The sequence below is a fragment of the Coleofasciculus sp. FACHB-712 genome, assembly GCF_014695635.1.
Lineage (GTDB): Bacteria > Cyanobacteriota > Cyanobacteriia > Cyanobacteriales > FACHB-T130 > FACHB-T130.
The window spans coordinates 1-12,111 of the sequence record NZ_JACJOQ010000564.1 but is presented as its reverse complement, the minus strand read 5'-3'; the positions used below and the strand labels follow the sequence as shown (position 1 = coordinate 12,111).

The 12,111-nt window shown below is 45.1% G+C and carries 8 protein-coding genes; 4 read left to right on the top strand and 4 right to left on the bottom strand.

Annotated elements, in window-relative coordinates:
- Positions 1-87: 87 nt before the first annotated feature.
- Positions 88-1,050 carry a cysteine synthase A gene (gene cysK / locus H6F50_RS20330; protein ID WP_190430105.1) on the bottom strand — a complete coding sequence of 321 codons (963 nt, stop codon included), beginning with the start codon at positions 1,048-1,050 and terminating at the stop codon, positions 88-90.
- A gap of 32 nt (positions 1,051-1,082) precedes the next feature.
- Between cysK and H6F50_RS27735 the strand changes: the two genes are divergently transcribed.
- Positions 1,083-1,211, top strand: coding sequence for a hypothetical protein (locus H6F50_RS27735; protein WP_277877696.1), 129 nt, complete (start codon positions 1,083-1,085; stop codon positions 1,209-1,211).
- 11 nt (positions 1,212-1,222) lie between these two features.
- Here H6F50_RS27735 and H6F50_RS27285 read toward each other — a convergent pair whose 3' ends face one another.
- Positions 1,223-1,510 carry an Rrf2 family transcriptional regulator gene (locus H6F50_RS27285; protein ID WP_347277190.1) on the bottom strand — a complete coding sequence of 96 codons (288 nt, stop codon included), beginning with the start codon at positions 1,508-1,510 and terminating at the stop codon, positions 1,223-1,225.
- Positions 1,511-1,725: 215 nt separating this feature from the next.
- On the opposite strand from H6F50_RS27285, the gene cysE reads away from it, so the two are divergent.
- On the top strand, positions 1,726-2,460 hold the full coding sequence (cysE, locus tag H6F50_RS20320) for a serine O-acetyltransferase (protein ID WP_190415958.1): 735 nt from the start codon (positions 1,726-1,728) through the stop codon (positions 2,458-2,460).
- An 87-nt stretch (positions 2,461-2,547) separates the two neighbouring features.
- Here cysE and H6F50_RS20315 read toward each other — a convergent pair whose 3' ends face one another.
- Together H6F50_RS20315 and H6F50_RS20310 are read right to left on the bottom strand one after the other, a co-directional pair.
- Positions 2,548-6,033 (bottom strand): GAF domain-containing protein, encoded by a 3,486-nt coding sequence (locus H6F50_RS20315; protein WP_190430104.1) that lies wholly within the window; start codon positions 6,031-6,033, stop codon positions 2,548-2,550.
- Between the two features lie 151 nt (positions 6,034-6,184).
- Positions 6,185-8,194 (bottom strand): AAA-like domain-containing protein, encoded by a 2,010-nt coding sequence (locus H6F50_RS20310; RefSeq protein ID WP_190430103.1) that lies wholly within the window; start codon positions 8,192-8,194, stop codon positions 6,185-6,187.
- A gap of 1,250 nt (positions 8,195-9,444) precedes the next feature.
- Between H6F50_RS20310 and H6F50_RS20305 the strand changes: the two genes are divergently transcribed.
- Both H6F50_RS20305 and H6F50_RS20300 read left to right on the top strand, forming a co-directional pair.
- Positions 9,445-10,275 (top strand): Npun_R2479 family HD domain-containing metalloprotein, encoded by an 831-nt coding sequence (locus tag H6F50_RS20305; protein WP_190430102.1) that lies wholly within the window; start codon positions 9,445-9,447, stop codon positions 10,273-10,275.
- A 472-nt stretch (positions 10,276-10,747) separates the two neighbouring features.
- The coding region (locus tag H6F50_RS20300; RefSeq protein ID WP_190430101.1) for a HAMP domain-containing protein at positions 10,748-12,111 on the top strand (1,364 nt) is incomplete at its 3' end.

Here is a 12,111-nt window from a genome sequence, read left to right as displayed (position 1 = left end):
TAAAATAAATGCGATCGCGTCTTGCATCAAAGTATTAGCACTAAGTATTAGCACTAATGCACTGATACAACGACTCCAACCGTTGGTTTAAACCAGAACTGGATAATCCTGAATTTCCGGTTCTCGAAATAACGGTGTACTCAGATAACGTTCGCCAAAACTGGGTTGCACCATAACAATCAAACGACCTGCATTCTCTTCACGTTTAGCAATCCGAATTGCAGCACCTAAAGCAGCTCCCGCAGAGATACCCGACAACAACCCTTCTTCTCGACCCAAGCGGCGACCGTAATAAATCGACTCCTCATCCGTAACAGCAATCACTTCATCGATTAGCTCTGTTCGGAGAACATCTGGGATGAATCCAGCACCAATCCCTTGAATTTTATGCGCTCCCACCTGACCTCCAGAGAGAACTGGACTGCTAACTGGTTCTACAGCGATCGCTTTAAAACTCGGTTTTCGTGCCTTGATGACCTCAGCCACTCCCGTCAGCGTGCCACCTGTCCCAATTCCCGCAACCAAGAAATCTACTTCACCGTCAGTATCAGCCCAAATTTCCTCGGCTGTCGTTTCCCGATGGATTTGGGGATTGGCTGGGTTGCGAAACTGTTGCGGTACAAAAGCATTCGGAGTTGTCGCCGCAATTTGTTCGGCTCTAGCGATCGCTCCCTTCATGCCTTCAGCTCCAGGAGTCAGTTCCAGCTGGGCACCATAAGCTTTGAGCATCGCCTGCCGTTCTTGGCTCATCGTCTCTGGCATCGTCAAAATCAAGGCGTAGCCTTTCGCCGCCGCTACCATCGCCAGCGCAATGCCAGTGTTGCCAGAAGTAGGCTCAATGATAATCGTTTTTCCCGGCTGAATGAAACCAGCTTCCTCAGCAGCTTGAATCATGCTGACGCCAATGCGGTCTTTTACTGAAGCGGTCGGGTTCATCCCCTCCAACTTCGCAACAATTCGCGCTACACAGCCTTCAGATTGCGGAATCCGATTCAGCTCAACCAGAGGCGTATGACCAACTAATTCCGTGACATTATGAGCAATTCGCATCTTTACTACTCCGCCAAAGTTAGATGTAAAACATGGACTCAACTGTTGACTCTCATCCCATTTCGAGAGCAGATCCTGTAACGTCTCGCACTGCAAGACGGCGTGAAGCGATCGCCCGTGGCGAATCCTATCTGTCGGTGCTTCCTGTCAAATTTCCTTAATCGCAAAGTCTTCAAGGGTTTGCGAAGCAGTTAGACTCAAGGGTTCCAGTTTCTCTGTCCCCTCTAAACAAGCCAGCACCTGTCACACCGTAATTCGCTGGGGTTCCTCCGCCAACAAATAACCTGATGAAAGCGCCTCGTTGACTGAGGACTAAACCGCAGCGCCACAACGTCATCAACACCTGCGCTAAATAGCGGTCTGGTATTTGTTGACCGGCAGCGATGTGGTCTATTTGCAGGATGTCTCGCGGCTTGTGGTGGCTGGCTAGTTCTAGGAGAGCCAGGAAAGCGTACCTCACCTTACAGGACAGTCCATCGCATGGGATTATCTCCAGCCAAGAACGTTTTCCACTATACTACGGTTCGTCGGTAGGAATTATGCAGTTTTAGGATTGTTTTTGTAGATAGGCTATGGCATACTCCTACTTAGGAGCAAAATTACGGTATCCCTACAAAATTACGGGTGATTTAATTTGCTTGCTATCCATCTCACACTTGAAGGGAGAAGCGCCCCTTGCTGAAGACTGCGATCGCTGATTTCCAAATAATTTTTCAGCGCGACCCAGCGGCACGCAATTGGCTGGAGGTGCTGTTCTGCTATCCAGGCTTACAGGCACTTTTCTTTCATCGGGTGGCGCACTGGCTTTATTGCCTTGGGTTTCCCTTCATTCCTCGCTTGATTTCCCACTTGGCTCGTTTCTTCACGGGAATTGAAATTCATCCGGGAGCTAAAATTGGCAAAGGCGTTTTCATCGATCACGGCATTGGCGTTGTGATTGGAGAAACTGCAATTGTGGGAGACAACGCCCTGATTTACCAAGGCGTAACGCTCGGTGGTACTGGCAAAGAAATAGGCAAACGCCACCCAACCTTAGGAGAAAATGTCGTAGTGGGAGCGGGTGCGAAGGTATTAGGAAATATTCACATTGGAAATAGCGTCCGTATCGGTGCCGGTTCCGTTGTTTTGCGGGATATTCCGTCTCATTCCACGGTAGTTGGCGTTCCGGGTCGAATTGTCCGCCGCAAAGATAATTTGGATGCTTCCGTTAACAATGAAAGCCTGCAAGATCCAGAAGCGGAAGTAATACGGGCTTTGTTTGACCGGATTCAATTTTTAGAGGAGGAAATTGAATCGTTAAAAATTCAAAGAAAGGTACCCGTTGCCATGCACGCTAGCCTTCAGAAGGCGATCATTTCAAATGCTTCTAATCGGCTGATTACGGAGTTCCTCGACGGGGCAGGCATTTAGATAATTTTAGATAATTTAAAACTTCAACACTGTTTCTTAGTAAGGCGGGATGGGGTTATTCCCAAAGTACTGAACCAACGCTTAAATTTACAATTCACTCAGGTTGTCTCGAAGCGATCGCTCTTGTTTTTTAACGGCTGCCAAAAGTTCGGCATTTTGGAGGATGACTCCAGCTTGATTATTAAAAATTTGCATATATTTTTGATCGCTGTCATCAAAACTAGCCCTAAAATATTCCGGAGCTTCCTCTTGTAGAAATGCCAACTGATCGGGACTTTCATATTCTGGAAAGTCTCCTTGCTTTCTTTTATTCACTAATTGAGTCACGCCAATCAAATCACCATCGGGGCTAAAAACTGGCATACATAGTAAGCTACAAGTGCGATAACCTGTCTGAAGATCGGTTTTTTTGGCTGTCTCCGAATCTGGGCGAGAATATAAATCAAAAGGAATATTCAAAGGCTCTCCAGATTCGGCAACTTTGCCAGCATAACCTTGTCCTACTTTCACCCGCAATTCTTTTACCGAGCCATCGTCAAAGGGAATCTGCGTCCACAATTCACCAGGCTTTTGATCTAAAATCCACAAAGTACTGCGGTCGGCATTCATCAGTTTCTTAGCTGCTTCCATCACCCGTTTGAGAATTTCTTGAAGATCCAAACTGCTTTGATTCACTGAACGAGCTGCTGCCATTAATGCGGCTGCCACTCGTTGCCCTCTAGCCGTTTTATGATAAGAGCGGAAGCTTTCTAAAATCATTTGAACCATTGGGGCATTTTCCGCAAATCGTTCTTCATCTGCTTTGGTAAAGCCCTGTCGATCGATTCTTTCTGCTAAGGATGCAGTCCGATCGCCAAATCGCTTTAATTTGTTGAGTAACTGAATAACTGCGACTAAATTTCCCTGCTCATTTAAGAGTGGCAACGCCAACATTGTATAAGTGCGATAGCCGTTTTTTTTGTCTTGCTCTTTTGCTGCATCAGAGCGAGGATCGTCATAGAAATCGAAGGGAATATTAATAACTTCTTTGCGGGCTGCCACTTCGCCCACAATTCCTTTATTAGCAGGTATCCGAATTTCTAAAGAACCATCTCCATCGGCTTCGGCGATAATTGACCAAAATTCATGTTTGTCTTCATCTAATAAAAAGATACTCGTGCGGTCGGCACTCAAAGATTTGCCCATTTTTAGAGTAATCGAACGCAAGGTGCTATCTAAAATATCATCAAAACCCTGGTTATCCATGACACTATTGAGCATCGCCAGAGTTTGACTGACCACATTTTTTTGTTGAGATTCTGCCTCTTGTTTGACGCTGGCAAATTTCTGGGCATTTTGCAGAGCCACCCCCGCTTGAGAGTTAAAAATCTGCATATATTTTTCACTATTCCCATCAAAACTAGCCTTGAAGCATTCGGGGGCTTCGGGCCAATGATCTGGGTTATATTCTGGAAAAACACCCGGTTTCTTTTTATTCACTAATTGGGTAACACCCAATAATTCACCATCAGGGCTGAAAACGGGCATACAGAGTAAACTACAAGTTCGATAACCCGTCTTCTGATCTGTTTTCTTAGCTGTCTCCGAATCAGGGTGATCGTACAGATCGAAGGGAATATTTAAAGTTTCTCCCGATGCAGCAACTTTGCCAGCGAAACCTTGCCCTACTTTGACTCGCAAGTCTCGAACAGAACCGTCCTCAAAAGGAATTTTTGTCCATAGTTCATCTGCCTCTCGATCGATTAGCCAAAGGGTGCTGCGATCGGCATTCATCAGTTTTTTTGCCGCATCCATGACGCGACCCAAGACTTCTTCAGAGTCAAGGCTGCTTTGAGAGAGCGATCGCGTTGCTTCTGTCAGTGCTTCTGAGGCTTGTAGTCTTTGGGTTAATTTATAGCAATACTGGCATCTTTCTAGAATTCGTCGAATTGCCGGAGCATAGTCAGCAAACTGTTTTTGATCGGCTTCTGTGAAACCGTATTTATCAATTCTTTCTGAATAGCGAGCTTGTGGATTATTCGGCTGCTTTAACTTATTCAGTAATTGAACAACAGCAACTAAATCTCCCTGCTCATTTAATATTGGTAAAATCAACTCGTTGTAGGTGCGATATCCCTTATTTGTATCTAATTCCTCCGCTTCCAACTCAGCGGGATCGTCGCAAAAACTAAAGGGAGTGCTGACAAATTTTTTGAAATAAGTTAATCGTCCTTTAGTTTCTTTATTTGACAAAATCTGAAGTTCGGGATGATTTCCGTCTTCATGCCTAGCAATAATTGACCAAAGTTCACTTTTTTCTTCATCTATAAAGAAAACTGTTGTGCGATCTACACTCAGTAGTTCGCCCATTTTTAAAGTAATAGAACCTAATATTTCTGAAAGAATATCATCAAATGTTTTGCCTTCCATCACGCTAAGCATCGATAGAAGTTTTTGTTCTTGGGTAGCAACAACTTGCATGAAGTCGGCGTGCATATCCGCTAACGCCTTGTTTACCCACCTCTCGTTAAATACAGAGGCATAAATGCGGTTACATACCTTTAACTTCCCTTGCCGCTTGACAATTACTCCTGATAGTAATAAATCGATTTGTTCGGGACTTTCGTCAAATGCTAATTCATCTTGTTGCAAAATTAACTGATAGAGATCCAGTAGCGTACGGCTGCGCTGTCCAATTCGGAGAATGCGATCGCGTATCGTCTTTAGATGCGGTGGTTCATCCATTGCTTCCCAACTCTCGATGATCCGCGAGCGCACTAATCTCTCAACCCAATCTGGGATTTGGCTAATGGGTAATAAGTTTTGCTCTGCTTGTTGAAGGACTAATTTACAAAGTTTTTGGGTAAGAAACGGCTGTCCTCCCGTCCAATCTAATACCGCTTTTAGCATTTTTTGAGGATTGCTAATTTTCCCGGCTAACCCCCCTGCTAAAAGCTGCGCTTCGTGTAATTGAAAGCCAGATAATTCAACCGCCCGACCGATATTAAAAGGAGTCCGGTTTTTGTCTTGCATCAAATCAGAGGGACTCGCTACCCCTAGCAAGGCAAAAGTCAGACGTTCGTATTCATTGCAAGCACGAATAAACGCAAAAAAGTCATCAGTCTTAAAATTTAAGCTAAGGACGTTATCAATTTCGTCGATAAAAATAACAATTTTCTGGCTGACTGATGTTAGCAGCTCTTGTTCGATAAATTCACTCAAGCGCTGCACCGGAGGTAAAAAAGCGCGATCGCGCAACCAACTCTGTAAGTTAATCTTGTCTGAAAGCTGGAAACTCGTCACCAACCGCCGCATCACTCCGGCATACCACTGATCCGGCGTAATATCTTGGCTACCAATTTTCGTCAAGTCTATCGCTGCACAGGCAAATCCTTCCGCTTGCAACTTGTGCATCGTTCGCACCCGCAAGCTAGTTTTCCCCATCTGCCGAGAATTCAACACATAACAAAACTCTCCCGCCTTCAACCCCTCGTAAAGGTCAAAATCTGCCTGTCGCACTACATAAGTAGGAGCATCAAGAGGCAAATGTCCACCGACTTTATAGTTATAGCCTGGGTTTGGCTGTTGACTCATAAGGGCTTCTGATTGGGTAGAAAACACCATGCTTCTGACAAATGAGTTTTTTGTGAGTAATGAATAACTGCTCTATACTTTTAGCTAACAGTTATCTAAAATTTGCCTAAGAGATAGCTCAACTATTAACTCAACTAATCCCTATTAATTTTTAGTTTTTAATTGACAAGCGATCGCTAAAATATTGCCGATATAAATCGAAGCGCGGCGCGACATAATTGCCCTGCAACTGTACCAGCCCCATACTATGCAATTTAAATGCTGGCACCGACTCTAATTCGATGGGTGTGTCCGCCATCACTACTTTAGCGAAAGCATCTGCTAACTCTGGATGTTGTTGCAGATTCCATAAATGTCTTCGCAAATGGTCATCGTAAAGTCCCGCCTCTGTGGGTGCAGTTTCTAACAGTTGATCCAGCGTAATCGTTTGCTGCGCGATATGATAAAGCGCCAATCGGACTAAATAAGGATGTCCACCAACTAGCCTCATTAATTGCTCAACCTGCGTTGCATTCAAATTCAGTCCATGCCGCTGAGTTAAATCTTGCACCTGTTCCGGGCTAAAGTCCGGTAACTCAATCGGCAACCCTACATTAAACGGCGATTGATTGACATTGAGGGGGATATAAACTTCCGTTGAGTGTACCACCACCAGCCGGAGTTGTTGCCAGCGATCGCTATCGCCATTCCCATAGCCAGCTTCCTCGTACCAAGCCCGCAACAACCCAAAAAAATCGTCAGCAATTTTGGGATATTGAAAAACCCGATCCACTTCATCTAACCCTAATACTAACGGACTGTCAGATGCTGACAGCAAACAATCCTCAAAATAAATCGTGCAATTATCTTTACTACCAAAAGTATCCGTCCAATAATCATCTAATTGATGAGGAAGGCGCAGCTTTCGAGAAATTCGGGCACAAAACCACCGCAAAAGTTGATTTAAATCTGTAAAAACTGCCGTATCCGCGTGCTGAAAACTCAACGGTACCGTCCGATAACCTTGCTCGTTTGCTCGATAAAGAATCCTCGCCATCAGCGAAGTTTTCCCCATCTGTCTCGGTGCCTTGATCCGAATCAAAGCGCCTGGTTGCAAAATCTCCTTGTAACACTGAGTTTCATAAGGAACTCGCTCTACATAAAACGCAGAAGCCAGACGCACCTGACCATTGGGTAACTCTGGTTCTGCTACTGGCAGGGGTGCATCTGAAGAATGCAGGATGACGGATGTCCCTTCATCCTCCTGGGAAATTAAAGGAGTTAGGCTTTCAGGCTTCTCTAGAGATGAATCGATTGATTCCTCAGGTATCCCCACGGATATCCTAGTTAAATCTGCCTCTACAACGCCGGACTCCACGCTTCTTGCCAGTAAACTCAGAATTTTTTGCACAATACTTGGAGTGTCAGCAGGCGAGTTCCACTCAAATTGTTCATTTCCATCAAGATAGCTGCGTAAATCGTGATTTAGCCGAGTATTCGAGGGACAATTAACGCGAATTGTTAGCACGGCTGGCTTATTCTGAATAGAGCGCAATTCCTTCGCTCGTCGCAACTCTTCGATCGCCATTTCACTTACCGCCGTCTGGGGAGAAATTAGCAGCAAAAAGTAGTCGCATTGCTGTAACTCTGTATCAATTTGAGAGAGAAGAGGCGGCGCTGACCATCCGATTTTTTCTGAGGAATGTCTCTGACCCTCGCCTTTCTGGACATCCCTTGTAGGTGCGCCTACACTCGCCATAAAGGCTGTGTATCCAGAAGCATTCAGGGTTTCGTAAAATTGAGTTGCTAGTCCCCTATCTGGCTCCTGTGCGCGGTGCGAGATAAAAATTCTCTTCGTAAATACTTCTACCTCTTTTTGGGAATGGTTCTGGTTCCCGTTCGGTGGTAGTTCTGCTGAGTGCGACTCCTGCTTCTGAGCGCGTTCTATTGCCCCTTTGAAATTTTTTTTGCTAACTCTTTCCTCCAAAACTACCGAAAGCTTCTTCCATAATTTATAGCCAACATCTTTTTCTACATATTGAGGATTCAAAGGATAAATATCTTCATAAGTTTTTCCTTCCCAAGATCCTAGAAATATTTCCCTTTCCAGATCGTTTAAGTGCTTTCCTGTTTTAACAAAAATTAAATCGTCTATAAATTTTAATGCTTCGTTAATTTCCATGCTTGCTTGAAAGGGCTATTTGATAACAACTTTAGGTGTTCAGAAACTTCTTTTTTATCGTTTTCTTTTTGCTCTAGCGAAGAAAGTGTATAGCTCAATTAAGGCTAGTGCGTCTTTCGCGGTTTCTTAAAAACAGATTAAAAATCGAGCAAATTTGCTATATTTAACATTTAATAAATTTTGCAACCTGATTCACATAGGAAGGTTCATTTTAGAAGACTGAGCGATTAAATTTACATAGCGTTCTCAGCTCTTGTCAATAAAAATACTGAGCAGCTTTATCTGAAAATAGGAACTGATAGAATCAAAGGCTTATTTAAAATTGCACCTTGCGTATATTTGATAACTTTTTATAAGTGCAACCAAACAGTAAGCCTAGGATTACTTCCTATTATAAAAATGTAGCTGCCACAGCCCGTCGATGGCAATAAAGCGGACAAAACTCCCCTGAGCCAGGGACTCCTTCTTTCTAAGCTCTAAGGGAATCCTGATGGCTGAGTCTAAAGCGTAACCCTCTCCTGCTATTAATCTTGTTACACCTATTAGAGAATGCCTGAAAAGTCCTAATTGAGACGCTTAAACGGTAGAGATATCCCTTGCATCCCCGCGAAGCAGCGCGGATGCGCGATCGCGCATCCCTTTCCCACATCCGCGCCGCTTCGCGAACGCTAACGCTAGAAAAAAGGGCAACTTTTGACACTTCTCAGAGATTTTATTAGCTTTACTGGCACTATACTGGCGATTTTCTCTTTCTCCTTCTTGTTACTAGAGTAGCGGCGCTCCCATCGCAGCAATTCGTCGGCTGTGTTGCAGGCAATTACTGAAATGGTATTACACCACCTTAAGAAACCCTGGGAAGGTGCAAGCAAAAACAATCTCCTATAGCAGATAACAGAGGAAAGACTGGAGATTTCCTGAACTTTCCTGGGGTTTCCTGAATTAATTAGGTCTGATGTGTAACAGGGGTTAGCCAAACTGAATGCTCTCGCGTCTTCAGTTTTGCTGTAGCCTGAAAAACACTCAGAACTTCTGAGCTTTCCTGGTTGCGGTCTGCATAAAGGTAAGTAAAACTACTGATAGAAGTAGCAAGTAAGCGTGTTTTAATTTAGAAAATGAATAAAATTAAACGCCCTAGAAGAGTAGTTTTAGGCCAATCAGTAGACGCTTCAAAATTTTAATCAATTTATAACAATTGATTTTCTTTAATTGAATTTTCTAAATGCGCTCTCAATTTTATCAGGGGACTAGAGATGTTTAATCCCACAATGGTGATGATCGATACCTTCGTTGAACGCCTGCGAGCTGCCTATTGCCGCACTTACGGCGGTCTTAAACCAGACTACCCTGATATCATCGTCTGGGCTGGAAACATGGCTCTGGAAAATATTGCTAACAGCGACGCCCTTTATCACAACGTCGAGCACACCATCTTTGTCACCTTAGTGGGACAAGCAATTCTGCGGGGCAAACATATCCGCTTTGGGGGAGTTTATTGCGAAGATTGGTTGCACTGTATCATTTCTTTGTTGTGCCATGATATTGGCTACGTCAAAGGAGTTTGCCTGCAAGATCGACCCAGTGAAAGGGTGTATGCCACAGGTATTGACAACTTGCTCATTTCGCTGCCAACCGGATTAACCGATGCTAGCCTTACACCTTATCATGTAGATCGCGGAAAACTGTTTATTGAGGAGCGTTTTGGCGGTCACAAACTGATAGATACAGAAACAATCAAGAACAATATCGAGTTAACTCGTTTTCCTGTGCCAGCAGATGCAGATCATCAAGATACTAATAACTTTCCAGGCTTAATTCGTGCCGCCGATTTAATTGGTCAACTTAGCGATCCGCGCTACTTGCAAAAAATTAGTGGATTGTTCTACGAATTTGAAGAAACCGGGGTGAATAAAACATTGGGTTACAAAACTCCCGGAGATTTACGAAGAAACTACCCGAAGTTTTACTGGAATGTCGTATATCCTTACATCCAGGATGGATTACGCTACTTAGAGATGACGCAAGAGGGAAAGCAAATATTAGCAAACCTCTATGCAAATATATTTGTGGTAGAACACGAATAGATTTTATGCTCAAAATTCATGCTCAAAGTTTAGCGTTGCTGACAATTAAATGACCATTAAAATTGTGTAGTAGCACCTCTTGTGGGTACTACTACACAATTTGCTTTGTTTTTGGGATACTCTGCTGGGAGAGAGGATGCGATCGCATCCTCTCTCCCTTGCCCTTAGCGCCTACCCCTCAACCCAACTGATTCTTGATATATTAATGACTGACACAGCGACCTTGTACTCATAAACTCAAACAAGTCTCGGAAAACAAGCATCTACGCACCACTGGTTAGCGACAACGCGGCTGTTGAATGATAAGTAGCAATGCTCAGCCTGCGTCTTGTAACGAGAAGTTAACACGTTTGAGTCGCCCAAAAGTATTCAAAAAGGGTCGCAGTGCGTCAGAATCATCATTGATATGACAGAATTTTGCACCCGTTACTCAGGCTGCGACAAAAAGTAACCATCCTCGAAGGATAAAGCTATGCCCACTGCACCGGCAACCCCCGATACCGATAATCTCGATGCCAAACAGCTCCTGAGAACGCTCGTAGCTGTTAAAAAAGGTGACTTTTCTGTCCGGATGCCGATTGACCAGACTGGCATGGCGGGGAAAATTGCCGATACGCTCAACGACATCATTGAGATGAATCAGAGGATGGCGACTGAGCTAGAACGGATCAGCACGGTTGTTGGGAAAGAAGGAAAAATCGCCCAGCGTGCTTCGATTGGAACGGCAGGGGGTTCCTGGTCAGCAAGTGTAGATTCTGTCAATACCCTAATTACAGATTTAGTTCAACCGACCGCTGAAACTGCTCGCGTGATCCGGGCAGTTGCCAATGGCGACCTATCTCAGAGAATCGCACCGGAGATTGAAGGTAGAGCCTTGCAAGGGGAATTCCTCCAAACCGCACAGGTCGTCAACACGATGGTGGATCAGCTTTCCTCCTTTGCCTCAGAAGTAACGCGGGTTGCCCGTGAAGTGGGTACGGAAGGCAAGCTGGGCGTGCAAGCAGAAGTGAAGGGCGTTGCAGGCACCTGGAAAGATTTGACCGATAACGTCAACTTGATGGCAGGAAATTTGACCGCGCAGGTGCGGAACATCGCCGAAGTGACGACTGCGGTTGCCAATGGCGACCTATCCAAGAAAATCACCGTCGATGTCAAAGGCGAAATTTTAGAGCTAAAAAACACCGTCAACGTGATGGTGGATCAGCTGAACTCCTTTGCCTCGGAAGTCACGCGGGTTGCCCGCGAAGTAGGTACAGAAGGTAAACTGGGCGGTCAGGCAGAAGTTCGCGGTGTTGCCGGAACCTGGAAGGATCTCACCGACAGCGTGAACTTGATGGCAGGAAACTTGACCGCGCAGGTGCGGAACATTGCAGAAGTAACGACGGCAGTAGCAAATGGCGACCTATCCAAGAAAATCACGGTTGATGTCAAAGGCGAAATTTTAGATTTGAAGGACACCATCAACGTGATGGTGGATCAGCTCAACTCCTTTGCCTCGGAAGTCACACGGGTGGCGCGTGAGGTGGGTGCAGATGGGAAGTTGGGCGGTCAGGCAGAAGTGAAGGGAGTTGCCGGAACTTGGAAGGATCTCACTGATTCGGTGAACTTCATGGCGGGAAGTTTAACCTCCCAGGTGAGGAACATCGCAGAAGTGACGACGGCGGTGGCAAATGGCGACTTGTCGAAGAAAATTACCGTCGATGTGCGCGGGGAAATTTTAGAACTAAAAAACACCGTCAACACGATGGTGGATCAGTTGAACTCCTTCGCCTCGGAAGTGACGCGGGTGGCGCGTGAGGTGGGTACGGAAGGGAAACTGGGCGTACAAGCAGAAGT

Bases quoted from the DNA above. Each gene is read 5' to 3' on its own strand.
- cysK (WP_190430105.1), bottom strand. From the start codon at position 1,050: ATGCGAATTGCTCATAATGTCACGGAATTAGTTGGTCATACGCCTCTG.
- H6F50_RS27735 (WP_277877696.1), top strand. From the start codon at position 1,083: ATGGACTCAACTGTTGACTCTCATCCCATTTCGAGAGCAGATCCTGTA.
- H6F50_RS20315 (WP_190430104.1), bottom strand. From the start codon at position 6,033: ATGAGTCAACAGCCAAACCCAGGCTATAACTATAAAGTCGGTGGACAT.
- H6F50_RS20310 (WP_190430103.1), bottom strand. From the start codon at position 8,194: ATGGAAATTAACGAAGCATTAAAATTTATAGACGATTTAATTTTTGTT.
- H6F50_RS20305 (WP_190430102.1), top strand. From the start codon at position 9,445: ATGTTTAATCCCACAATGGTGATGATCGATACCTTCGTTGAACGCCTG.